At 33.6% G+C, this 26511-nt stretch carries 22 protein-coding genes; 21 read left to right on the plus strand and 1 reads right to left on the minus strand.

The window, feature by feature from the left end; translation table 11 throughout:
* Positions 1-75: 75 nt before the first annotated feature.
* From GKF99_RS07460 to GKF99_RS07555, 18 genes are all read left to right on the plus strand, one after another.
* Positions 76-1062, plus strand: coding sequence for an IS30 family transposase (locus tag GKF99_RS07460; RefSeq protein ID WP_154273035.1), 987 nt, complete (start codon positions 76-78; stop codon positions 1060-1062).
* Between the two features lie 166 nt (positions 1063-1228).
* Positions 1229-1837, plus strand: coding sequence for a class I SAM-dependent methyltransferase (locus GKF99_RS07465; RefSeq protein WP_094206772.1), 609 nt, complete (start codon positions 1229-1231; stop codon positions 1835-1837).
* Positions 1838-1864: 27 nt separating this feature from the next.
* Positions 1865-2491, plus strand: a complete 627-nt coding sequence (locus GKF99_RS07470; protein ID WP_154273036.1) for an L-2-amino-thiazoline-4-carboxylic acid hydrolase — start codon at positions 1865-1867, stop codon at positions 2489-2491.
* Between the two features lie 68 nt (positions 2492-2559).
* Positions 2560-3498: an alpha/beta hydrolase gene (locus tag GKF99_RS07475; protein WP_154273037.1), complete on the plus strand. Its 939-nt coding sequence runs from the start codon at positions 2560-2562 to the stop codon at positions 3496-3498.
* Between the two features lie 542 nt (positions 3499-4040).
* Positions 4041-6572 (plus strand): DUF4268 domain-containing protein, encoded by a 2532-nt coding sequence (locus tag GKF99_RS07490; RefSeq protein ID WP_154273038.1) that lies wholly within the window; start codon positions 4041-4043, stop codon positions 6570-6572.
* Positions 6573-6780: 208 nt separating this feature from the next.
* Positions 6781-7452 (plus strand): MgtC/SapB family protein, encoded by a 672-nt coding sequence (locus tag GKF99_RS07495; protein ID WP_154272003.1) that lies wholly within the window; start codon positions 6781-6783, stop codon positions 7450-7452.
* 5 nt (positions 7453-7457) lie between these two features.
* Positions 7458-7766 carry a hypothetical protein gene (locus tag GKF99_RS07500; protein WP_154272002.1) on the plus strand — a complete coding sequence of 103 codons (309 nt, stop codon included), beginning with the start codon at positions 7458-7460 and terminating at the stop codon, positions 7764-7766.
* Between the two features lie 14 nt (positions 7767-7780).
* Positions 7781-8683 carry a carotenoid biosynthesis protein gene (locus GKF99_RS07505; protein WP_154273039.1) on the plus strand — a complete coding sequence of 301 codons (903 nt, stop codon included), beginning with the start codon at positions 7781-7783 and terminating at the stop codon, positions 8681-8683.
* A 97-nt stretch (positions 8684-8780) separates the two neighbouring features.
* Entirely contained in the window at positions 8781-9749 is a 969-nt protein-coding gene (locus tag GKF99_RS07510) for an aromatic acid exporter family protein (protein WP_154273040.1), read from the plus strand.
* A gap of 11 nt (positions 9750-9760) precedes the next feature.
* Positions 9761-10240 (plus strand): NAD(P)H-dependent oxidoreductase subunit E, encoded by a 480-nt coding sequence (locus GKF99_RS07515; protein WP_154273041.1) that lies wholly within the window; start codon positions 9761-9763, stop codon positions 10238-10240.
* Between the two features lie 83 nt (positions 10241-10323).
* The gene (gene proC / locus GKF99_RS07520) at positions 10324-11130 is read left to right on the plus strand and encodes a pyrroline-5-carboxylate reductase (RefSeq protein ID WP_154273042.1); all 807 of its coding nucleotides are present in this window, start codon (positions 10324-10326) and stop codon (positions 11128-11130) included.
* A 323-nt stretch (positions 11131-11453) separates the two neighbouring features.
* A complete protein-coding gene (gene purC / locus GKF99_RS07525; RefSeq protein WP_094206209.1) occupies positions 11454-12152 on the plus strand; it encodes a phosphoribosylaminoimidazolesuccinocarboxamide synthase in 699 nt (232 codons plus the stop codon).
* 1 nt (position 12153) lies between these two features.
* Positions 12154-13500 (plus strand): amidophosphoribosyltransferase, encoded by a 1347-nt coding sequence (gene purF / locus GKF99_RS07530; RefSeq protein WP_102164336.1) that lies wholly within the window; start codon positions 12154-12156, stop codon positions 13498-13500.
* Between the two features lie 8 nt (positions 13501-13508).
* Positions 13509-14063: a phosphoribosylglycinamide formyltransferase gene (gene purN, locus GKF99_RS07535; protein WP_154273043.1), complete on the plus strand. Its 555-nt coding sequence runs from the start codon at positions 13509-13511 to the stop codon at positions 14061-14063.
* Positions 14051-15556 (plus strand): bifunctional phosphoribosylaminoimidazolecarboxamide formyltransferase/IMP cyclohydrolase, encoded by a 1506-nt coding sequence (gene purH / locus GKF99_RS07540; RefSeq protein ID WP_154273044.1) that lies wholly within the window; start codon positions 14051-14053, stop codon positions 15554-15556. Before purN ends, purH begins: the two co-directional genes overlap by 13 nt.
* A gap of 15 nt (positions 15557-15571) precedes the next feature.
* On the plus strand, positions 15572-20464 hold the full coding sequence (locus GKF99_RS07545) for a phosphoribosylformylglycinamidine synthase (protein ID WP_154273045.1): 4893 nt from the start codon (positions 15572-15574) through the stop codon (positions 20462-20464).
* Complete coding sequence (purB, locus tag GKF99_RS07550; RefSeq protein WP_154273046.1) at positions 20464-21891, plus strand: adenylosuccinate lyase; 1428 nt, start codon at positions 20464-20466, stop codon at positions 21889-21891. The genes GKF99_RS07545 and purB overlap by 1 nt, the downstream gene beginning before the upstream one ends.
* 100 nt (positions 21892-21991) lie before the next feature.
* Positions 21992-22654 carry a TVP38/TMEM64 family protein gene (locus GKF99_RS07555; RefSeq protein ID WP_110058463.1) on the plus strand — a complete coding sequence of 221 codons (663 nt, stop codon included), beginning with the start codon at positions 21992-21994 and terminating at the stop codon, positions 22652-22654.
* Between the two features lie 333 nt (positions 22655-22987).
* Here the strand turns inward: GKF99_RS07555 and GKF99_RS07560 are convergent, their stop codons facing one another.
* Entirely contained in the window at positions 22988-23887 is a 900-nt protein-coding gene (locus tag GKF99_RS07560) for a selenium metabolism-associated LysR family transcriptional regulator (protein ID WP_094204309.1), read from the minus strand.
* 346 nt (positions 23888-24233) lie between these two features.
* On the opposite strand from GKF99_RS07560, the gene GKF99_RS07565 reads away from it, so the two are divergent.
* The 3 genes from GKF99_RS07565 to GKF99_RS07575 are packed head-to-tail and all read left to right on the plus strand — an operon-like array spanning position 24234 to position 26472.
* The gene (locus GKF99_RS07565) at positions 24234-24635 is read left to right on the plus strand and encodes a DUF4418 family protein (RefSeq protein WP_154273047.1); all 402 of its coding nucleotides are present in this window, start codon (positions 24234-24236) and stop codon (positions 24633-24635) included.
* The gene (locus GKF99_RS07570) at positions 24625-25812 is read left to right on the plus strand and encodes an FtsX-like permease family protein (RefSeq protein WP_154273048.1); all 1188 of its coding nucleotides are present in this window, start codon (positions 24625-24627) and stop codon (positions 25810-25812) included. Before GKF99_RS07565 ends, GKF99_RS07570 begins: the two co-directional genes overlap by 11 nt.
* Complete coding sequence (locus GKF99_RS07575) at positions 25813-26472, plus strand: ABC transporter ATP-binding protein (RefSeq protein ID WP_154273049.1); 660 nt, start codon at positions 25813-25815, stop codon at positions 26470-26472.
* Positions 26473-26511: the final 39 nt, after the last annotated feature.

Genomic DNA, 26511 nt, shown 5'->3' on the forward strand with positions numbered 1-26511 from the left:
AAAATAACTCATAGCTAATCAGCTGTGTTAATATGTAAGTGACCAAACAAAACATATTAAAAGGAGCGATTAACTATGAGCTATAACCATCTTACCATAGAAGAGAGATCTTGTATCTATCAATTTTTAAATTTAGGAATGAGTATAAGGAAAATTGCACAAGCGCTTAAAAGGTCACCTAGTACAATATCTCGAGAAATTAAAAGAAATTCTTCTAAAATAAAATCCAGTAGAGGAAGTAACACTAGATATTTCCCAATAAAGGCAAATGACAAATATCGTGATAGAAGGAAAGATTGTCATAGGAAAACCAAGTTTACTAAAGATGTTATTGAGTATTTAACTATAAAAATTAATGAATATTGGTCACCTGAACAAATATCAAATAGAAAAACAAATGCTACTAATCATATACCATCTACATCAACCATATATAGGCTCATACACGCAAAAAAACTGCCAAAAACCAGTATGAAAAATTTAAGAAGAAAAGGAAAGTTTAAAAGACCAGCAGAAAAAAGAGGAAAATTCAACGATAAAGGAAGAACAATTAAGAAAAGACCTAAAGAAATATACAAAAGGCAAGAGCTAGGTCACTGGGAAGCAGATACAGTAGAATCAGGCAGGTTCGATCATAAAAGAAAAAGTGGATACTGTTTCGTAACTTTAGCGGAAAGAAAATCTAGATACTATATAGCAATTCTAGTTGAAAATAGAAAATCAGAAAATGTAACGCCTGCAATAATCAATGCACTAAAAGATTTTCCAAAAGAATTAGTAAAAACAATAACTTTTGATAGAGGTAAAGAATTTTCAGAATTTGAGAAAATAGAAAAAGAGTTAGGATGTAAAACTTATTTTTGTGACCCCTACTGTGCATGGCAAAAGGGTACAAATGAAAATAGTAATGGACTTTTAAGGGAGTTTTATCCTAAAGGTATGGATTTATCGGAAGTAGATATAGTTGATTTAAATTATAACTTAAGTTTAATGAATAATAGACCTAGAAAATGTATACAATATAAAACACCTAAAGAAGAACTTTTTGGTTTCTTACCATAGGTGTTGCATTTGAATTGACAATTCGTCTTTAAAAAAAAGTAATATGAAATTTGTTGTGGAAGTCGTAATCTATCGTCTACACCAGTTTGTTTTGCATAAAATCTTAAATCAAAAAGAAAAAAAGTGGTATAATATAGATGAGAATAAGTATCAAGAGGAGGAGGAAATGTTTAAGCGTTTTTTTGAAAATTTTAGAAAACCGAAAGACAATTTTGGCGGTAGGTTTATGTTAAAAAGCATGAATAAAGGACATGAAAAATTAGCAAGTTGGGGAAGGTCTTACATAAATATTGAAAACGATTATATTGTCCTAGATTTGGGCTGCGGCGGGGGTCGTAACATAGAATATTTTTTAACTAAAGCAAAAAAAGTTTACGGAATTGACCACTCAGAAACAAGTGTAAAGATGGCTAGTGAGATAAATAAAGAAGCGATTGAGTCTGGAAGATGCGAGATTTCACTGGGAGACGTAAGAAGCCTTCCTTTTGAAGATGAATCCATAGATATCGTCACAGCGTTTGAAACTATTTATTTTTGGAATGACATAGAAGAATGTTTCAAAGAAATTTATCGTGTGCTTAAAATGGGAGGACAATTTTTAATATGCAATGAAGTATCATCTATGAAAAGAAGAGATGTAAAAAAATTAGCACATATGATAGAAATGGAAGTATACACACCCGACGACTTAACAAGAATGCTTGGGAAATTGGGATTTAATTTTGAATATCATTTAGATAGAAAACAACAAGTCGTATTTATCGCAAGAAAATAGATAAGATAAAGAAAGGCAAGGATAAAAATGAAATATCACAGTTTTTATTTCTATCAGTTTCAATATCCTATGAAAAAAGTTTTGGTGGAAAAATATGGAAGAAAGTATGCTAGGGATATCCTCAAAAAAAGCAAAAAAATTTATCGAAAACTAGTAGAAGAAGCAGATGATATCGGAGATGATAATCCAATGGCATACAATGAGATGTTCGCTCTTGTATTTGTTGCACCATATTTAGCAAGCGAAAAAGAAATTGCACCAGAGACCATACAGGAAATGATGCGTCGCTCTCTGTATTTTGTCAAATGGTTTTTTTCATTAACTAATCTAAATACTAAGAGAGGAAAAGAGGCTAATAAGAAAAATATAGTTGAGTATTATAAATGGTATACAGAAGAAAAACAAAAACTCTATCCCACATCGTTTAAGGTTGATTTTGTGGGAGAACCATATGAGGGCGCTTGTTATTACAGAATTACTCGTTGCCCTATTTTCACATACACTAAAAAGCTTGGGGTACATGAATTAATGCCGCTATTCTGTGAATTGGATGAGGTTATGATAAGTCTTCAACATGGAGTTTTACATAGAAAAGGCACGATAGCAAATGGAGCAGATTGCTGTGATTATTTTATCACAGGTGATAGAGAATGAACCAATGTTATATGAATAAGAAATTGGTAAAGTTTGTGATTAATTTATTATTATTGGAGTAGAATAAAATGAGCTTAACTTACAAAATTGCATCGACAATTGTAAGACTTATCGGAGTCAAAAAAATGTTTTTAAAGAACAAAGAAGAGATGCTTGAGTATGCAAAATGTGAAAATGCAAAAATAGTATTTGATTTAGAAAAGGCAAAGGCAAGGGCTACGAGAAAGAATTACTATCTTTATGACAGAGATGTTATGGGTTACAGACTGATTTCATATCAAAAAAATCAAATTCCTTCAGAAGGTGCAGTTCTTTATCTATTTGGTGGAGGAATGATTACACAACCGGACAAATTGGATTTTTCTTTGGCGGAAAGAATAATGCAACAAACACATAACGATGTATGGTTTTTATTCTATCCACTTTGTTCAGAAGATGTAAAAATAGATAAGACATATGAAGTTTGTTTTGAAACATATAAGCTTATGACCGAAACTTATAGGTCAGAAAACATAAATGTCCTCGGATTTTCATCAGGAGCTTGTCTATCACTAGGGATTTTTTTGCATAACAACGCCATAGGAAGACCACTTTCAATGCCAGGTAAGATTATTTCAGTTTCTCCGGGAGGAATTCCCGATGTAACTGTCGATGAAAACAAAGAAATTTGGGAGAAATTAAAAGAACTTAACCACAAGGATGTAATGATTGATCCGACGTATATCAAAACTGCAAGAGAAATTGCAAAAGGAGATGAAGACATACCTGAATATATGTTAGATGGAACTGTAGGAGATTTTACAGACTTTCCGAAAACATATTTTTATTTCGGAGAAAATGAATGCCTCTATGCCTTTGCGCAAACCTTTAAAAAAGCAATGGAAAAATACCACGTACCATACGAAATTATTGTCGGAAAAGGAATGTGCCACTGTTATCCATTGGTGAGATTTTTTAAAGAAGGAAGAGAAGCACAAGATGAAATTATTGAATTGTTAGGACAATAATTTAGGACAGACAATGAAATCACAAGAATTTAAAATGCCCGCATTCGGTGTCGGGCCAATATATGTAATAACATGTCTAATACTTACAATCGCTGGGATATGGCTTCATCTCAATGGATACATTTATCAAGGAAAAATTATAAGCATAAATATTTTTTTATTGACAAATTTTATGAAACAGATTTTAAAAAAGTGTCCACAGGAGGATCAATGGGTGCGAGAATATTTGATTTAACTGGAATATTAAATACTGATAAAATACCAGAAGTTGAACAAATTGCAGAAATTTTAAAAGAAAAGACATGGGAATAATTAATAGAGAGAATTAAACTAGAAAAATTAAATATATTTTTTCTAAACAAAATGCACAAGACGGTAGAAATATCGTCTTTTTTTATTCTAGTTTTCATTAAATGTCTTGTCCACAATAATTATTTGATATAATGATAAAAAGAGAAAAAGTCAATTCTCAAGTTTATGATTATCATATATTAAAAAGAAAAATCACTAATTATTATGTGTTCATTATACAAGGAGGGAACATGAAAGGTTCAGAATGTAGATTAATAGAGTATATGGAAGGTTCCAAAAAACGTTTCATAATTCCGGTTTATCAGCGTAATTATGACTGGAAGATAGAGAACTGCAAGCAGCTTTATGACGATCTTATTAAAATAATAAAAAATAAAAGAAAAAGTCATTTCTTTGGCAGCTTGGTCTCTGTTTATGAACCATCCGGAAGAAATACGGAGTTTCTTGTAATCGATGGACAACAAAGACTAACAACAGTTTCATTATTGCTTCTAGCAATGTATAATCTTATCCAGTCTGATGTAGTAAAACCGATAGATAAATACTTGGACAAACAGATTTATGAGGATTTCTTGGTTGATAAGTACCAGCCAGAAGAGACTCGTATTAAGCTAAAGCCTGTAAAAAATGATCAGGAAGCATTTGGAAAGTTATTTAATGATGTCGATGAATATATTAGAGAGTCAAACCTTACAACTAACTACAATTATTTCTATGAAAGAATCCAAAAACAGGAAATAACGATTGATGAATTATTTGATGCAATATGCAGGTTGGAGATTATTAACATTACACTTAACAATGAGGATAACCCTCAGTTAATATTTGAAAGCCTAAACTCTACCGGTCTTGATCTTAGTGAGGGTGATAAAATTAGAAACTTTATCTTGATGGGACTTTCTTCAAAAGAACAAGATGAATACTATGATAAATATTGGAATAGAATTGAAGTGTGTACAAAATATGATGTTAGCTCATTTGTAAGGGATTATTTAAGTATCAAGCAGATGAAAATCCCATCACAAAATAAGATTTACATTAGCTTCAAGGAATATGTTAATAGTAAATCGATTGAGGTAGAAAATCTTCTGAAAGATTTACTTGAATATGCTAAACGATATGAAATTTTACTAAGCGGTGGCACAAAAAATAAGGCTTTGGATGCGTGTATCTATAGGCTAAATAAACTAGAGACATCGGTTACAAGACCGTTTTTCCTTGAGGTATTAAGGCTATTTGACGAAAATAAACTGGATATGTCCCAAGTTGCGGAAATATTTTTGATTACAGAAAATTATGTATTCAGAAGAATGATATGTGATTTACCGGCAAATGCATTGAGTAAAATATTTTATACGCTTCATAGAGAAATCACGAGATATGAAGGCGATGATGAGGGATATGTTGAGAAATTTAAATATGCACTTTTATCAAAGAAGGAAAGAGCGCGCTTTCCTAACGACGATGAATTTTCTGAAAAATTTACAGAGAGACCTGTTTACCAAATGAATAGCAAGAATAAGGTTTATATTATGGAACGTCTGGAAAATTATTCTACTGCAGAAGATAAAGATGTATATGGCCATTGTGATGATGGGACTTATTCCATCGAGCATATTATGCCGCAACATCTGACTCCAGCGTGGGTAAGGGCGCTTGGTGATGACTATGAAGAAATTCATGAGACATGGATTCATCGAATTGCAAATCTGACTTTGACTGCTTATAACTCAAAATATAGTAACAGTACATTCGAAGAGAAGAAATCAATGAAGAATGGATTTGAAGACAGTGGCATTCGAATGAACACTTATATTGCCAAGAAAGATAAATGGACTTTGACTGAACTCGAAGAACGTAGCAAATATTTGATGGGAAGGGCTCTCGAAATTTGGGCCGCGCCGACAAGCAAATTTAAGCCGGCAAAAAAACAGATGGATTCATTTACTTTGGACGACGATGCTTCATTAAGCGGAAGATTAATTACAAGCTTCAGTTATAAAAGTACAGAACAACCAGTTTCAAGTTGGGTAGAAATGTTCCAGAAAGTATTGCAAATTCTATATGCAGAAGACAGGAGTATAATCATAAAACTTGCCGTTTCTACAGAGGATAATGTTGCAAGACATTTTACAACGAATGAATCAGATTTCAAAAAGAGCGTTGAAATAGGAGATGGCATTTTCGTATGGACTAATTCAAGTACACAAAGCAAAATTTCCGTATTGAATAGAGTGTTTGAATTATATGATGCCGATCCAAGTGATTTGGTTTTTTACTTACGTGATGAAAATGAAAGTGTAGATAAAGAAACAGGAACGCGATATGAATTACGAAGAAAGTACTGGGCATATGCTTTAGAAAAAATAAAAGAAGCTCATGAAGAGGGCAACTCTTTTGCTAACGTAAATCCATCAAAATCAAACTGGATTAGCGGTTTTTTTGGAATTAGCGGTTTTAAAATTAACTGCGTGGCTAACTTTGATTTCGCAATGGTTGAATTGTACTTAGGAAAAGTTAAGAAAGAAGAGAATAAAAAAGCTTTTGATATGCTTATAAGATATAAAGATGATATTGAAAAAGCACTTGGAGTATCCCTCGTTTGGAGTCGCGAAGACGATATGAAGACATCAAAAATTTCATATAAACTAAATAATGTAAGTATAAAAAACGAAACTGATTGGTTGCAGATGGCAAAGTTTCATGCAGAGTGGAGCAAAAAATTCTATGATGTTATAGTGCCATATCTGAGAAATTTTTAGGTAGATATAGTAATTGAGCGGATATTCTCTTTGGAGAAAATTCCATCCGAGATTTCTATGTTTACTTAATAAATAGCAAATAAGATTTTTTGAATTTTATAAAATAATAATCCACAGGACGATAGAAATATCGTCTTTTTTATTTTGGTTTTCTGTAAAATGACTTATTAACAACAATTATTGGGTATAAATATATGAGGAGGAATTTATGGATATTTTTTTAGTGGCATTTAAGTTGATTTTAGCTGCTGTACTAGGCGCTATTATTGGTGTAGAAAGAGAAATCAAGAACAGAGCTGCGGGTTTTAGAACTCACATTATTGTTAGTGTTGGGGCGTGTTTGATTATGCTCATAGGTATAGATGCGATAGGTGATATTTCTAAGGACCAAGCAAGAGATACTGCAAGACTTGCAGGTCAAGTTGTGAGTGGAATTGGGTTTTTGGGAGCAGGTACCATTCTTCAAAAAAAGAACGGTGTTTCAGGTCTTACTACGGCTGCGACTTTGTGGCTTTCAGGAGCGATTGGACTTGCTGTAGGAATTGGATATTATGAAGGGGCAATTATTGCAACTGTTATTTGTCTGATAACTTTGGTTTCACTTAAAGGAATCAGTGATTTAATCAACAAGAAAACTACAAAATCCTACTCAATGATATTTAATAATAACAATTTTGATCAAAATAGCTTTTATGATTTTACTTCAGAACAAGGGGTAGAGGTGAGAAAACTCGACATAATTGATGAGGATATGGATGATAAATCTATGATTGAGACAACTTTATCTTTTCATAAAAACTATGATACTGGTATATTTTTCAAGAAATTGAAATCAGATTATAATTTGCAATCGTTCAAATCAATTGACGAAAATGATTAGATATTATGAATAGAATTAAAAAACTTTTGCCATATTTAATGGTTAACATAATCTGTTTTTATTTGTTGACATTGTTAATGAAAGATACGGGCAGTGCAATGTTTATTTTATTATTTGTAATTCCTGTTATAACTTTTGTGAATGCAATAATATGTGGAAAGAAGAATTCTTTTGACATTCTTTACCCTCTTTTAGTTATGGCGATTTTTGTGCCTTACGTACTTGTTTATATGAATGAAAGTGCCACAATTTATATATTTATTTACGGTGCGATTTCGTTGATGGGATTAATTGTGGGTAGCAGATCGAGATAAGAGTGGGGAAAATTATGAACTGGATTAATAGTTTTGAGATTTTATGCTATTTTATCGTATTTGTCTTGGTTGTCGATATTTTGAAAAGCAAAAACTACAGAGAGCTTGGTCTTTTGATTTCGGGAGCTTTGGCTGGGTTTTGCTTGGAACTTTTGGCAGTGAGATTTACAGATATTTATCATTATAGCAATGATTTTTTCATTAGTATTGGTTTTTATCCGTATCAGTTTCCCTTTTTCGGAGGCCTGATGTGGGGAGGAATCAGCGTGTGTGCGCTTAGAATCGCAAACAAGTTTTCAATCAGCAATGTAATGAAGGCTTTGTTGAGTGGCTGGTTGATTGTGAGCATGGATTTGCTTTTGGATGTGGTGGCCATTAGATTAAACGGAGGTTTCTGGGTGTGGGATGGGCGCCCAATTACTCTTGATATCAATCATCATATGTTCATGAGCGTAATTTGGGTTAATTTTTTGGGATATATGTTTGAAGTGCCAGCAATTATTTTTATGACTTTGAAACAATGGGACAAATCTTTCGACAAATCAGATTTTAGTATTGCAAAATCACTGTTGATAGGAATTTGCGCAGTATTGTTCGTAGCGGTGGCAAGTGGAATTTCACTCGTTTTAGATAAAATAACTGATGAATGGTTTTCGTGCATTGCATTTTTGTTGATTTGGATTTTTATTTTTATAAAATTGATATCAATTTTAATTAGTCATCACAAATCAATTACGTTCAAAAACAGAAAGGATTGGCCACTGTTCATTTTCTGGTCTAGCATATATGTTTATTGCATTGCTGCGCTTTTCAAACTTAATATTATGAGTGCCAATTTTTTATACGCGTTTTTTACATTTTTCATTATGATAATGACGTTGGTTTTGAGTTTGATAGATATTGAAAATAATCATTAGGCATCTACATTTGTAGGTGCTTTTATTGTGGCTAAAATTACCATTTGAAACACAAATTGGGTATAAATAATACAACGAAAGTATATAGGAGTTTATTATGAGAAAATCTATAATATCTAGAACAGTCAAAACTGCTTTGGCTTCACTTTTGGCGATAATTGTCTCGCAAGAGTTATCTCTTGAGTTTGCAGCTGCGGCGGGAATTATTGCAATATTAAATGTGTTTGATACTAGAAAAGCTACGATAGAAGGTGGGCTGAAGAGAACTTTGTCTGCGGTGATTGCTCTTTTGATTGGAGGATTTTTATTTGAAAAACTGGGATATAAAACTTGGGTTTTCGGATTGTATTTGCTATTATTTGTGCCTGTGTCTTTTTTGTTAAGGATAGAGCTAGGGTTGGGACCTTCAAGTGTAATTGTGACACATTTGTTGGCATTCGGAAGAATTGACTCAGCGATTATTTTGAATGAAATGGCACTAGTGTTTATAGGGACAGGATTTGCAATGCTAACCAATTTCTACGCTCCCACAAGCCAAGATAGATTAAACAAGTTAATCGATAATATTGACGAAGATATGGCGTTCATTTTGAATTTGTTCGGACAATCGCTGATAACACATTTAGATGTGAAGTTATACAAAGACAAGATTTCAAAACTTGATGAAGACATCGACAAGGCGATTGAAATTGCGATAATTGAAAATGACAATTTAATTGAAAATAGCAGAGATATACTGGACAATTTGCGTTTGAGAGATAGGGAGATGGATTTATTAGAGGAGATGTATCATGATTTGAAGACAATTCCTCCTGAATATTCAGATGGAAAATACATTTCGGATATTTTAATTGAAACTTCTGAAAATTTGACAAATGGTGAGGAAATGACGAAGGTGAAAAATAGAATTGATTTTCTGAAAAATCATTTCAATATGATGAAATTGCCAGAAACTCACGAAGATTTTGCTATTCGTTCTGCAATTTTTCAAGTGTTCAGAAGTCTGGATCAATTTGTGGATATAAGTAACTATATTAACAATAAACTTAATAAGAAAAAAAGGTAAAAGGTGATTATATGTGTGAAGAAAAGAATGAGGAGCTGATTTTCAAGGAAAAGCTAGAGGAAGCTGTGGAGAGTTTTGGCAAGGGTAGCCAAGAGGGAGCGAAGGTTTCTATTAGAAATTGCCAGGATTTTTTTGGTTGTGTTTCGATTAGTCACCAAAAGCAAATAGCAGACGCTTTTGATATTGATGAAAAATACATCAAGACGATTATAAAATTCATTCCATCTATAAAAGAATCAAAGGTTGAATACGAGATAGTGTGCTGTTCGGGACCGAGATGTGCGAAAAACGGCTCAATGGAAGTGTTGAAGACGGTGAAAAAAGAGCTTGGAATGGATTTTAATGAAACATCTGCTGATGGAAAAATTCGACTCAGAACTCAAAATTGTTTCAAAAAATGTAAGGATGGTCCCAATATTATGATTAATGGCAAATTCTATCACCACATGAATGCGGATAAAACAAAAGAAGTTCTGGGAAAAATCAAATAAATTCTAATTGGAGCTAGTTGATTTCTAGCTCTTTTTTTATGAAATCTGATAGAATATAGTTAAGAAAATCAAGCGAGGTACTTATGAATAAATTATGTTTTATTGGCGCTGGTAATATGGGATCTGCGATGATTTCTGGCGTTGTGAAATCTAAGTTAATAGATAGAGATAAAATTTTTGTTTCAAATAAATCTGAGAAGAAATTAAACAACCTGAGAGAAAAATTCAAAGTTAACACGACTACTGACAACAAGAAAGCTTGTGAAAATTCTGATGTTGTAATACTTGCAGTGAAGCCACACGTTATTCCATCAGTTTTGGAAGAAATCAAGGATGTTATTAATAAGGAAGCTATTGTGATTTCTGTTGCAGCAGGGGTTACTATTTCAAATATTGAAAAAGTTTTGGGGGAAAATCACAAGATTTTACGTGTTATGCCGAACACGCCTTGTCTTGTCGGGGAAGGAATGTCTGCGATTTGTCCGAATGAAAATATAAATGATGATGATTTGAAAATCGTGAAGGATATTTTCAATTCGTTTGGAAAAAGCGAAGTAATCGACGAGAGTTTGATGGACTGTGTGATTGGAGTTAGCGGCTCATCTCCTGCATATGTGTTTATGTTTATGGAAGCGATGGCTGATGCAGCTGTACAAACCGGAATGAAACGAGATATGGCATACAAATTCGTCGCACAATCGGTGCTTGGCGCTTCTAAAATGTTAATGGAAACTCACAAACATCCAGGAGAATTGAAGGACATGGTGTGTTCACCAGCAGGAACGACTATTAAGGCTGTGGAAGTTTTAGAAAAATACGGGCTTAAAAATGCTGTAATTCAAGCTCAGCTTGCCTGTGTGGAAAAATCACGTGAGATGAGTGCGAAATAATTTACAATGATTTTACAATAATGTAGTGTATGAAATTGTTTGTTATTTTTTAACATTTCATGGTGCAAATTATAGGTCTGTGTGATATAATATATTGTAAATTATTTTAGTGGGGGCAAAATGATGAGCGTTATTGATATTTCAATAAATTTCATAAAAAAGCTTTTTGATTTGAGATTTACAAATCACGATCTAAGCCTTATCAATAAATTGAGAGGCAAATTGATAGCTATTTTTGCGTCCAATAAAAAAGTGTATAATTGTCAAAAAATTTAGGAGAATTCTATCTAGAATTCTCTATTTTTTTATTTTAGGAGGGTATTATGGAAAAATTGTACGAAGGTAAAGCAAAGGAAGTTTATTTAACAGAAAAGGCTGATGAATATATCATCAGATACAAGGATGATGCAACAGCTGGTAACGGTGAAAAGAAAGCTACAATTGCTGGTAAGGGCGAACTAAACTTGGCAATCACTACAATGATTTTTGAAATGCTTGAAAAAAACGGCATCAAAACTCACTACATTGAAACAATCAACAATACTGATATGAGAGTTAAAAAAGTTACTATCATGCCACTTGAAGTTATCGTTAGAAACATCACTGCAGGTTCTTTTGCAAAAAGATACGGCGTTGAAGAAGGAAAAGTTTTGAATCAACCAACTTTTGAATTGTCATATAAGAATGATGATTTGGGAGATCCATTGATGTGCGAAGACCACGCAATTGCTCTTGGAGTTATCACAAAAGAAGAATACGACTATTTAAGAGAAGAAACTTTGAAAATCAACGAATTACTTAAAGAATTTTTCTTGAAAATCAACTTAAAATTAGTTGACTTCAAAATCGAATTCGGTAAAACTGACGACGGACAAATCTTATTAGCAGACGAAATCAGCCCAGATACTTGCAGATTGTGGGATAAAGACACTAACCAAAAATTGGACAAAGATATTTTCAGAAGAGATTTGGGAGATTTGACAGAAGGCTACAAAGAAGTTCTAAATAGAATGAGAGGCTAGGATGTGTGGAGTTATAGGGATATATTCTAAGTCCGAAGTTAATAAGAAATTATTTTTCGGACTTAACTCCTTACAACACAGAGGACAAGAATCCTGTGGTATCACCGTTAGCAACGGTGAAAACCTACATAGAGAAAAAGGCATGGGACTTGTTATCGATGTGTTTAAGGAAGAAAATTTGAATAATTTAGTTGGTAATGTAGGAATTGGACATGTAAGATATTCGACAGCTGGTGGTTCTCACGATTACAATACTCAACCATTGATGGCTTTTGCAAAGGGAATTGAAATGAGCTTGGCGCACAATGGAAATCTTATCAATCACCAAATTTTAAGAACAAGACTTGAAGAAGACGGCGTGATGTTCCAAACAGCGATTGACAGTGAAGTTATTTTGTATTTGATTGCTAGATATTACAAAGGTGACATCGTCGAAGCTATCAAAAAAACAATGAAACTTATCAAAGGAGCTTACGCAGTTGTGTTGTGCTTGAAAGATAAGCTTGTAGCATTTCGTGATCCTTTGGGAATTAGACCTCTTGTTATGGGGAAAAATGATGAAGATGTTGTGTTTGCATCTGAAAATGCAGCAGTAGAAATCGTCGGAGCAACTGAAATCAGAGATGTTAAACCAGGAGAAATAATTGTCGTAGACAAAGAAGGAGCAAATTCTTCGATGTATACAACAGATGAAGCACCACGCCATTGTTTCTTTGAATATGTGTACTTCGCAAGAGAAGATGCCACATTAGATGGAACAAACGCATATAATTTTAGAAGAAGATGCGGAGAATATTTGTCACAAGAGTCTCCATGTGATGTTGATTTGGTAGTTCCAGTCCCGGATTCTGGAATTCCTTCAGCGATAGGTTACGCGCAAAAAACAGGAATTCCTTACGCACAAGGTTTGGTAAAAAACAGATACATGGGAAGAACTTTCATAAAACCAACTCAAAAAGAAAGAGAAATGGCTGTTAAGTTGAAATTAAATCCACTAAGACATGTATTAAAAGGAAAGAGAGTTGTACTTATAGATGATTCTATTGTAAGAGGAACTACAAGCGCTAATTTGATTCAAAGAATTAGAGAAGCTGGAGCGACAGAAGTTCACATGAGAATCACATCTCCACCTGTAAAATTTCCTTGCTATTACGGAATTGACACGCCTTCAAGAAAGCATTTGATTGCTGCAAACATGGATATCGAAGCTATCCGTGAAAAAATCGGCGCAGATAGCTTAGCGTTTATTTCAATGGAAGGAATGGTAAAATCCAGCAGCGATAAAATAGACAAATTCTGTAAGGCTTGTTTTGATGGAGATTATCCAGTGGATCCGATAGTTATATAGGTGATTAAATGAATATTGCAGTTTTTATTTCAGGTACTGGTACCAATTTGAAAGCTCTGTTGGATGCAAAAAAAGAAAATTATTTCAAAAGCGATATTGTTGTTGTGGTTAGTAACAAAAACGCAGCTGGTCTTGGTTTTGCAAGAGATTTCAACGTGGATACTTTGGTTTCAAAAGATGACGAAGAAATCATCAAATGTTTAAAATCAAAAAACGTAGATTTGATCGTGTTGGCAGGTTTCTTGCCTAAAATTTCAAAGAGAATTATAAATGAGTTTACAATTGTAAATATCCATCCATCATTGCTTCCAAAATACGGTGGTAAGGGATGTTATGGAATCCATGTTCACGAAAAAGTTTTTGCTAATAAGGAAAAAATTAGCGGTGCAACTGTGCATTTCGTGAATGAAAAATTAGACGATGGAGATATTTTACTTCAAAGGTCTGTGGATATTTCTGATTGTAAATCGGAAGATGAGATAGCAAAGAAAGTTTTGAAAATAGAACATGGCATTTTAAAAGATGCTATAAAAAAATTGGAGGAGAGTTCATGCGCGCATTAATTTCACTAACGGATAAGACAAATGTTGGTAAGTTAGCAAAAAGTTTACAAGAATTGGGATATGAAATCATATCTACAGGTGGTACTTACAAGGAAATCGAAAAATCTGGAGTAAATGTAATAGACATCTCCAAGGTTACAAATTTCCCTGAAATTTTGCAAGGCAGAGTGAAGACTTTGTCACCATACGTTCACGGTGGAATTTTGTATAAGAGAGATAACGAAGAACACAAGAAAACTGTAGAAGAATTGAATATTCAACCAATCGACATTGTTGTGGTTAATTTGTACGATTTCCAAAATGCATTGAAAACTGGAGACCACGACAACATCGTTGAAAACATCGACATCGGTGGTCCAACTTTGATTAGAAGTGCCGCAAAAAATTACAAGGACGTTTTGGTTGTAACAGATCCATCTGATTATGACGAACTTATCGACAGATTGAAAAATGACAACGTGGATAATTCATACAGAGAAAAACTAGCAATGAAGGCTTTTAGTTTGACAGCTTACTACGATTCTGTGATTTCAAGATATTTCCAAGAACAAGTTGGAGAACGTAGTGAATACAGAACTTTTGGTTTCAAAAAAGAAGATGAACTTAGATACGGAGAAAACTCACATCAAAGTGCAAATCTTTACATAGACCCATTTGTAAACGGCAAATTGACAGATTGCGAAGTTATTCACGGAAAAGCAATGAGCTTCAACAATTACAACGATTTGAATGTTGCAGTGGAATTAGCTGACGAATTGGGAGAAAATTCTTGTGTTGCATTGAAGCACCAATCTCCATGTGGAGTTGCCATTGCAGACAGCGTTTCAGAAGCTTACCACAAGGCTTACTTGGCAGATTCAACTTCGATTTTCGGTGGAATTATCGCCATCAATGGAGTTGTAGATGAAAAATGTGCCGAAGAAATGAGCCAAATTTTCTTGGAAATTATCGCTGCGAAAGATTTCGACGAAAAAGCTCTTGAAATTTTGACTAAAAAGAAAAACATCAGACTTGTTAAGATAAAATTCGACAACGATTCAGTAAAAGAAGACATTAAATATTTGAACGGAAAAGCTTTAATCCAAGACAAAGACTTCGGTGTTGACGAATACAACATAGTTACTAATGAAAAACCAAGTGATGAAGACAAAAAAGATTTGGAATTTGCTATGAAGGTGGTTAAATTCACAAAATCAAATGCAATTGTACTAGCAAAAGATTCTCACACTTTGGGAATAGGTGGAGGACAAACATCTAGGATTTGGGCGTTGGAAAACATAGCCAACAATCACCCGGACGTTGATTTTACTGGATGCGTATTGGCATCAGATGCTTTCTTCCCATTTTCTGATTGCGTAGAATTTGCACACAAATTAGGAGTAAAAGCTATTATTCAACCAGGTGGAAGTATCAAAGATCAAGATTCAATTGACAAATGCAATGAGTACGGAATTAGCATGGTGTTCACAAAAAATAGACATTTCAAACATTAAAAATTGGGAGGTTTTATGAAAATTTTAGTTGTAGGTTCAGGTGGCAGAGAGTTTGCACTTGGACGTAAAATAAAATCTTTTGATGAAAATAGGAAAGTTTTCTTCGCTCCAGGAAATGCTGGAACTGAAAGTATCGGAGAAAACGTAGATATTCAAGCAGATGATTTGCAAGGTCTGCTTGAATTTGCAAAGAAAAATCAAATAGACTTCACGGTTGTTGGCCCTGAAAATCCATTGTGCGACGGAATTTCAGATTTGTTCGAAGAAAATGGTCTTAAAATATTTGGACCTGTAAAAAAAGCCGCTGAATTTGAAAACTCAAAATCATTTACGAAAAAATTCTTGGAAAAATACGACATCAATACAGCTAAGTATTTGGAGAGCAAAGATTTTGATGAGTCTTATGATTTTGCAAATAAATTGTTGGAAGAAAATGGCAAAGTTGTCGTTAAAAGAGATGGCCTTGCAGCTGGAAAAGGAGTCTGCATTGTAGATAATTCTGATGATTTGAAGGAGATTCTGCAAGATGTACTAGAAAAAGACAACATGGTTGTCATCGAACAATTCCTAGACGGATTTGAAATGAGTTTGTTGTGCTTTACTGATTCTAAGACGATTCTTCCACTTCCAACTGCGAAGGATCACAAGAAGATTTTTGAAAGAGAAATGGGAGCAAACACTGGCGGCATGGGAACTTACGCTCCAAATGTAGAGGCAGAAGTATTTGTAGATAGAATCAAAAAAAGCGTATTGGATAAAATTCTCACTGGATTAAAAGAAGAAAACATTGATTTCAGAGGATTGTTGTTCATTGGATTTATGATAACTGATGATGGAATTTACGTGTTGGAATTTAACGCGAGATTTGGAGATCCTGAAACTCAAGTCGTGCTTGAACTTATCGACAATGATTTGTTGGATATTATGATGAAAACAAGTGAAGGGAAATTATCCGATGTCGATTTGAAAATAAATGACAACAAGGCGCTTTGCGTTGTTGTAAGTGCTGGTGGATATCCGGAAAGTTATGACAAGGGTGATGAGATTACTTTTTCTGATATGGACAGTGTTGTTTTCCATGCAGGAACGAAAAAAGTCGACGGCAAAATCGTTACAAACGGTGGCCGAGTACTAAATATTGTAAATTCTAAAAAGAATTTTGATGATGTTATTAAGGCTTGTTATGAAGATATAGAAAAGGTGGATTTTAAAAACATGTATCACAGAACTGATATTGGTCCTAGAGTTAAAAGAGTTTATGTCAGGAAAAAAGACGAATACGATTATGAATCTAAGGAAAAGAAAAAGCAAATTGAAAACTTACTTGGAATTGATTTGGATAAATTCGTAATTTACAAGAGATACGATTTGGAAATTAGCGATGATAATTTGAAAAAAATTGTCGACACAGTTCTTAGCGAAAAATCTGTAGATGATGTGTTCTATGGAGAAGATGCGTTGAAATTACAAGCTGATATGAAAAACGCAATCGCTGTGGAATATTTGCCAGGTCAATTTGACCAAAGAAAACAAGGTGTGCTTGACACATTGAGTTTGATTTTGGATGATGAGGTGGATTGTAAGACATCGACAGTTTACGAAATCGAAGGCGCTAACAAAGAAGATTTGGCAAAAATCGAAAAATATTTGGTAAACCCTGTTGACAGTCACAAGGTTAGTTTGCTTGGAATCCCAACAACTTTGAAACAAGAAAATCCTAAGAATTTGGAAAACGAAACATACAATGGTTTCAGAGATATGAAAGATGATGAGCTTCAAAAATTCGTCGACGATTACTCATTGGCGATGAATGACGAAGATTTGAAGTGTATTAGAGATTATTTCAAATCAGAAGACCGTGATCCAAACGAAACAGAAATCAAGATTTTAGACACTTACTGGTCTGACCATTGTAGACACACAACTTTCAACACTTTCTTGGATATTGAATTCAATGCAAAAACAAAACTTGACGAAGCAATTCACAACAGTTTTGAAGAATATTTGAAAGTCAGAGAAGAATTAAACATAGAAAAACCAATCAATCTTATGAATTTCGGAACGATTTTGTCCAAATATATGAGAAGCAAAAACGAGTTTGATGATTTGGAAATTTCATCTGAAATCAACGCTTGTTCTGTTAAAATCAAAGTTCGCGTGGAAGTTGATGGTGCCTATGAAACAAGAGATTATTTGTTGATGTTCAAAAACGAAACACACAATCACCCAACAGAAATCGAACCATTTGGTGGCGCAAGTACATGCTTGGGTGGAGCAATCAGAGACCCATTAAGCGGTAGAGCATTTGTTTACCAAGCTATGAGAATTACAGGAGCTGGAAATCCTCTTACTTCATTGGAAGACACGATGGACGGTAAACTTCCTCAAATTAAAATTACACAAGAAGCTGCTAAGGGATATTCTTCTTACGGAAACCAAATTGGTTTGGCAACTGGATTTGTAGATGAGATTTACCATGACGGATATGTTGCTAAGAGATTGGAATGTGGAGCTGTAATGGCAGCTGCGCCAATTGAAAATGTCAAGAGGATTGAACCTGAAAAAGGAGACATCGTAATCTTACTTGGCGGAAGAACTGGACGTGACGGAATTGGTGGAGCGACAGGTTCATCAAAAAGCCACAAAGTTACAAGTATCAAAACAGAATCTGCACAAGTTCAAAAAGGTAACGCACCTGAAGAAAGAAAAATCCAAAGACTTTTCAGAATTCCTGAGCTTGCAAGTTTGATCAAAAAATGTAACGACTTTGGAGCAGGTGGAGTGAGCGTTGCGATTGGTGAGCTTCACGATGGTGTAGATATTTATTTGGACAGGGTTCCATTGAAATACAAAGGTCTTAAACCATTTGAAATTGCTATCAGTGAATCACAAGAAAGAATGGCATGTGTTATAGCTAAGAAAGATTTGGAAGAATTTGTAAAATATGCAGACGCAGAGAACATCGAGACAACTGTGGTTGCAGACATCACAGATACTAACAGAATGAGAATGTTCTACGATGAAGATTTGATTGCAGACATAAGCTACGATTTCATCAACACAAATGGTTCAGATAGAAACGCTGAAGTTGAAGTTGTATCAGAAGATGTTCCAGAAATTTTGACTGAAAAATGTTCTGATGCGAACAAATTCTACGACAAAGTTAAAAAACTCAACATAACATCCAAGAGAGATTTGATAGAGATGTTCGACTCCACAATCGGAAGAAACACTGTTATCAATCCAATGGGTGGTAAGTTGCAATTGAATCCATCACAAGCAATGGTTGCAAAAATCCCTACAATGGACGGAATTATGAAAACTGTATCCATGATGAGTTACGGATTTGATGCTGATTTGTCAGAACAATCTCAATACTTGGGAGGATACTACGCAGTTGTGGAATCAATCAGTAAACTAATCGCGTTGGGTTCTGACAAAAACTTAATCAGATTGACATTCCAAGAATATTACGAAAAAATGCTAGATAAAAAGATCTGGTCCAAACCATTGAAAGCATTACTTGGTGCATTCACTGTTTCCAAACATTTCAAAGCAATGCCAATCGGTGGAAAAGACAGTATGAGTGGAAACTTCGAGGATATCAAGGTTCCACCAACTATGATTTCATTTGCAGTGACACACGAAGATGTGGACAACATCATTACGAATGATTTGAAAGGCAAGGGCAAAATCGGTCTTATCAAAACTGTTTACGAAGAAGATGGAACATTGAACCTTGGAAAATTAGAAGAAAATTTCGATTTTATCACAGAACAAATCAGAAACAAAAATATTATTTCTGCGATTGCATTGGATAAGAAAGGATTGTTGGCTAATATTTTTGAACAATCTGTAGGAAACACTGGTTTTAATATCAAATACGATAATTTGTACAACCCAATGTACGGAAGTTTCGTAGTTGAATATATTGAAGACGACGAAAATATCGAACACATCGGTGATTTTGCAGATGAAATTATCGTAAATGATGTTAAATTAGATTCAGAAAAATTACTAGAAGGCTACACTACGGTTTTAAATAAAGTATTCACACCAAAAGAAAAAATCGAGTACAAACCAATAGAAAACAAAAAAATCGAACAACGTAGAATGAAATCCAAGAAACCAACTGATACACCTCACGTTGTAATCTTGGCAGCTCCTGGAACAAACTGTGAATGGGATACATTGAATGCGTTCAAAGAAAATGGAGCAGATGGAGAAATTGTTCTATTCAAAAACAGAAACCAAGAAGATATATTGAATTCTATTGATGTTTTGGCTGAAAAAATTAGAAAAGCGCAAATATTTGCCATTCCTGGAGGTTTTTCACTAGGAGATGAGCCAGATGGATCAGCTAAGTTCTTGGCAAATATCTTAAGAAATGAGAAAATAAGTAGTGCGATAGATTATTTGTTGAACGAACACGACGGATTGGTAATTGGAATTTGCAACGGATTCCAAGCATTGGTGAAGACTGGACTTCTTCCTTATGGAAAAGTTACATCACCAGAACAAGACGATCCAAACTTGACATTCAACACTAACAGAAGACACATTGCGACATTTGTAGACACATTGTGCTTGACTAATAACAGTCCTTGGACAAATGGAATTGACTTGAACAAGACATACAGAATGCCGATTTCACACGGTGAAGGAAGATTTGTAATCAAAGAAGACAAACTCCAAGAACTTTTAGATAATGAACAAGTTTTCTCTGCTTACAAAATCTCTCCAAACGGATCGGACTACAATATCGAAGGAATTTTATCCAGAGATGGTAAGATTTTGGGAAGAATGTGTCACACTGAAAGAATCGCAGATGATTTGTACAAAAATATTTACGATATCGACAAGCAAAATATTTTTAGAAATGCAGTAGAATACTTCAAGGAGAAATAATGAACAACGATATTTACCAAAGTCCATTAAACACGAGATACGCAAGCCACGAAATGAGCCACAATTTCAGCTCTCAAGTTAAGTTTGAAACTTTCAGAAGATTGTGGTTGGCATTGGCGAAATCTGAAAAAGAATTGGGACTTAATATTACAGACGAACAAATAGAAGAATTGCAAACGCACATTTCAGACATTGACTTTGACAAGGCTGCTGAATACGAAAAAGTTCTTCGTCATGATGTAATGGCTCACGTGAAAACATACGGAGAAGTGTGTCCAAACGCAGCTGGGATTATCCACTTAGGAGCGACAAGCTGCTATGTAACTGATAACACTGACATTATTGTGATGAGAAATGCACTTGAAATTGTAGAGAAAAAGTTAGCGATTTTGATTAAACACTTGTCTGATTTTGCAATTAAATACAAAGATTTGCCAACACTTGGCTACACTCACTACCAACCAGCACAATTAGTGACTGTTGGAAAGCGTGCTACTTTGTGGATTCAAGATTTCCTTATGGATTTGGAAGAAGTTATTTACAGAAAAGAAAACTTGAAATTGAGAGGAGTAAAGGGAACTACTGGAACTCAAGCATCATTTTTGAAACTTTTCGACAATGACCACGACAAAGTAAAAGAATTGGAAAAGAAAATCGTAAGAGAAATGGGATTTGACAGCGCAGTTAGCGTGAGTGGACAAACATACACAAGAAAAATCGACTACCACGTGCTTCAAGTTCTATCATCAATCGCACAATCAGCTCATAAAATGACAAACGACATCAGACTTTTGCAAAACAGAAAAGAATTGGAAGAACCGTTTGAAAAGACACAAATCGGTTCATCAGCGATGGCTTACAAGAGAAATCCAATGAGATGCGAAAGAATCTCATCACTTTCAAAATACGTGATGAGTTTGGTTCAAAACCCACAATTTGTAGCAAGTACTCAATGGCTTGAAAGAACGTTGGACGACTCTGCAAACAAGAGAATGAGCGTTCCAGAAAGCTTCATGGCTGTGGATAGTATTTTGGAAATAGCAATCAACGTTACAGACGGACTTGTTGTTTACGAAAACCAAATCAAAGCACACGTTAATGAAGAATTACCATTTATGGCAACTGAAAATATATTGATGGAAGCTGTAAAACGTGGCGGCGACAGACAAGAACTTCACGAAAAAATCAGAGAATATTCAATGGTTGCAGGTAGAAGAGTAAAAGAAGAAGGACTAGACAATAATTTATTAGAATTATTGGAAAAAGACGAAGCTTTTAATCTTGACAAAGACGATTTGAATTCACTTTTAGACGGCAAACTTTACATTGGAAGATGCCCAGAACAAGTGGTTGAATTTATCGAAGAAGACGTCAAACCAGTTATTTCAAAATACGACACAGAATACTCTGTTGATTTGAAAGTTTAATATTAATTGAAATGCACATGGCAAAGCTGTGTGCATTTTTTAGTTGATTATATTAAATTTATACGATACAATGAATTCAAATATAATTAGTAGGTGAAATATGGAAAAATTCAAGAAAATATTTTTGATAGTTCTTTTAGTTGCGTTAACTGTGGGACTGATGGTATTCGTTCCTTACGATTCAATCAGAAATTTGGTACAAAAATCCGGCCCATGGGGAGCAGTTGTGTATATTTTATTGTTCACAATTCTCCCGATCGGATTCTTTCCAGTGCCAGCATTAGCGTTAATCGGTGGAGTTAGTTTCGGGCTAGTTAAGGGAAGTATTTACACAGTTATTGGAGCATCGATGAACTGCTTGCTTATGTTTGAACTTTCTAGAAAAATTGGACACGATTATGTTGTTAAGATGATTAATGAAAAATTCTCCGAAAAAAATAGGGACAGAATATTAAATGCACCAAATTCAAAACTGTTCACTCTTTTGTTCATTTGCAGATTGATTCCGATTATTCCATACAATCTTATAAATTACGGATTTGGATTGACGAACATAAGCCTGTCCAAATATATGTTTGCATCAGTTCTTGGAATAATTCCTGGAACACTTGTGTATTTGAATTTAGGGGATAAAGTGTTAAATGTAGGATCCAAGGAATTCTACCAAGCGATTATTTTGGTAGTAGGACTTACTGTTGTGAGCTTGATAATGGCTAAAATAATCGACAAAAAAGACAAGGAAAAGCAAAAAAATTTGAAGTAATTTGATGATGAGGGACTAGTAGCTAAATCTCCTAAAAAAGTAAAGCGAGTAAGTCCTAAAATATATCAAAGTATAACTCGCTTCGTCTCGCTTACAAAAATTTTAAAATTCTAATCTCAAAATTCTAAAATTCAAAACTCGACTACGCTCAAACAGTTGAATTTTTACGAATTTCTCGATTGAATTTTATAAAATTTTTTTCAGAGGACTCGTCCATTATACTTTGATATCATTCATTATTATTTATATGACTTACTTCATCTTACTTAATAAAAACAAACACAATAAAACCGCAATGCTTACAGTATGAGCTATTGCGGTTATTTTTATGAATTAAAAATTCTCTTCTAAGTATTTTTTTGTGAATTTTACGAAATCTATAACTGGCTCTGAGAGTAAAGAGTTGGAACGATATACCAGATAGAAGTGACGTACTGATTCGAAATCGTCGATTTTGAAAGAAATCAATTGATTATTTGCAACTTCTTCTTCTACTGAAAGTTTGCTCATAATTGATATTCCCATTCCACTTCGAATGCATTGCTTCAAAGTTTCTGTGCTGTTTGCTGTTCCAATCAAATTCAGTGAATTCTTGCTGATTCCTAAAGCGTCTATCATTTTCATAGATTCTTTTAATGTTCCAGAACCTTGTTCACGAAAAATTATTGGTTCCTTTAAAATAGAACTTATCTTGACATTGTTTTTCTTCAATGCATTATAATAATCGTTATATGGTGTGACTACTACTAGCTTATCGCTTAGGACTTTTTCAAAGGTAAGTTCTTTATCCATTGTAGTCATGCCTACAATTCCAATATTGATAGAACCATTTATAACTCCGTCAATCGTAGTTAAACTATCTGATTGAATTATATTAACCAAAGTTTTGATGTGAGATTTGTGATATTTTGTTAAAAGAGAAGGTAGAATATATGTTGCAGGAACAGAACTTGCACCGATGTTGAAGGTAGTTAGACTTTTTTTTGAAAAAGAATCCTGCATGCTTTCCATAATCCTTGAAATAGCCTTAGCGTAGTTGTAGAATTCTCTTCCTTCAGGAGTAAGCTCTAACTTTTTAGTTGTTCTTTTTAATAATTCTGCATTAAGTTCATTTTCAATTTGTTTGATATGGGTGCTTATCGTGGGCTGTGTAAGATAAAGTCTTTTAGCAGCTTCAGAAAAACTATCCCATTCCACAACAGTTATGAACGTTTCTAATTGTTTTAAATCCATAATATCTCTCTCTTCGTGGTATTTAATATATATATTTTATCATATACCTTTTATTTTACAAAATACGCAAATACTTTATAGTAATATACCCAATTGTAAATAAATTTAACAAACACATATTTACTTATAGGGAAAATCTATAAATAAAACACAATCAAGAAATGTCTATAATTCAATGTTTGTACGATGATTTTAAAATTTTAAATGATAAAAATTTGCAAAAAGTTAAAAATACGGCGTTATTTATAGAAAATTTCAATTAATGAACTAATGATATTTATGATAAAATAATTTGTATGTAAAAAGTAAATAATATTAGAAACATTAAATATTTAAGAGGGAAAATATGAAGAAAATTTTGAAAATTTTACAATTGGTAGCGGCGATTATTTTAGCATTAATACCAAAAGTTATTGCAAAACCATGCAAAGTAATGCCAGGCAAAATGCCGATGAAATGCTTTCACATGTCAAATGCAGTATTTGTAGTGGCAATAAGTATCGTGATTTTATTAATCATAGCATATATCATTAAAGACGAAAAAATCGAATGGGGAATTAATATCGCAGTTCCAGTTTTAGCTATTGATTCATTCTTATTAGCAAAATTTGTAATAGGTGGTTGTAAACACGCAGGTGCCGCTTGTCAAATGAAGACAATTCCAGCAGTGTCAATCTGCTCGATAATTCTTGCAATAATTTCAATAGCTTATCTTGTGGTATTGAAGAAGAGTATCAATGAAAGATAAACTTTACCTTAAAAACTGGATGTCATCAAATCCTGTCAGAACTTTTATAATAGTTTTGATTATGGCGATAGTGTCTGCACTTTTGTTTGTAAGCATGTATTTTTCAATTGGACTTAACAATTCAATTGATAATATGAAACAAAGATTGGGCGCAGACATGATGATTGTTCCAGAAAAAAGCGGAAAAGAACAGGAAGCACTATTCGTATCTGGTAAACCTTCGGAATTTTACATGCAAAATGATGTGCTTGATAAAGTACAAAAAGTCGAAGGAGTAAAACAAGCAGCTCCACAATTGTACATTGCGACTCTTCAAGAATCTTGTTGTTCATTCCCTGTCCAAGCTATAGGAATTGATTTTGAAAAGGACTTTACAATTAAACCTTGGATGAAGCAAGATGTAAAGGAATTGAAAGACGGAGAAATTTTAATCGGAAATAACGTGAGTGTAGTTGATGCAGACACATTGACTTTTTTCGGCAAAAAATACAAAGTAAAATCAAAATTAATGAAAACTGGTCTTGGATTTGATAATGCAATATTCATGAATTTTGATACGGCGAAGAAAATGCTACAAGATTCTATTAAAGTTCATCCACAAAAATACGTTCCAAATTCTGAAATATCTTCAATTTTAATAAAAAAACAAGATAATGCAGATAGTGAGCAATTAACAGTTAACCTTATGAAATCACTTAGAGGTACACACACTATGGTTGTCATGAACAAAAACTTCGTAGACAATCTATCCAAAGAAATGTTCTCTCTTATGAAATATTTGAAAATACTACTAACATTTACATTGATAATGGCAATAATCGTATTAATTTCGATATTTACAGTTGATTTCAAAGACAAAGAAAAGCAAATGGCAACACTTAGAATACTTGGTATAAAAAAGAGTAAACTAAAATCCATTATCCTAAAATACTCAGTAGTACTATCATTTATTGGGGCAGTAATAGGAATTGGATTATCCATACTCACAGTGAAGCTATTCTCAGGTCAAATCGAGAAATCTTTGGACTTGGCATTTATGAGCGTTAATGCAAAAGAAATACTAATTATTTCGGCGATAACATTATTAGTTGTAGTAGTAATTGCCCTAATCACGCAAATATTCAACGTAATCAAAATATCCAAAAACGAATTAGCGCTAACATTGAGAGGTAATTAAATGGAAATATTGAAAATACAAAATTTATCAAAAAGCTACCTTATCAATTCTGATAGAAAAAACGAAGTACTAAAAGATGTAAATCTAATTGTAGATGAAAATGACTATATTGCGATAGTCGGAGCAAGTGGCGCAGGTAAAAGTACACTTCTAAATGTGATTTTAGGTTTTTTAAATTACGATGAAGGAAGCGTACAAGTTTTCTCCAAAGAAGTAAAAGATTTTACAGACGAAGAAATATCTGATCTTCGCTCCAAGAAAATATCATTCGTGCCACAAGATTTGATAGTATTTCCAGCACTAACAGTTAAGGAAAACTTGGAAATGAAAGCAGACATTTCAGGCGTGGATAATTTTGATTATGAGAAATTCATCAAAAAATACGACATGGAAGAACTTCTTCAACTAAACAGCGCTAAGAACTTATCTGGGGGAGAAATTAAAAAGCTAATGATTCTAAGAGCATTAATTAATGAACCAGAGCTATTAATACTAGATGAACCAACAGCGAACTTGGATGAAGAATACGTCGACAAATTCTTGGACTTGCTCGATGAATTGAACAAAAAAACAACACTAATATGTGTAACACACGATTCAAGACTCAAAAACAGAGCGAAAAAAGTGTACAAATTATCGGGGAAAAATTTATCTGAATAAAATATAACTGATCTTCAAAAGTTATAAGACTTAGAAGGT

The sequence above is a fragment of the Finegoldia sp. BIOML-A2 genome (assembly GCF_009678315.1).
GTDB classification, from domain to species: domain Bacteria; phylum Bacillota; class Clostridia; order Tissierellales; family Peptoniphilaceae; genus Finegoldia; species Finegoldia magna.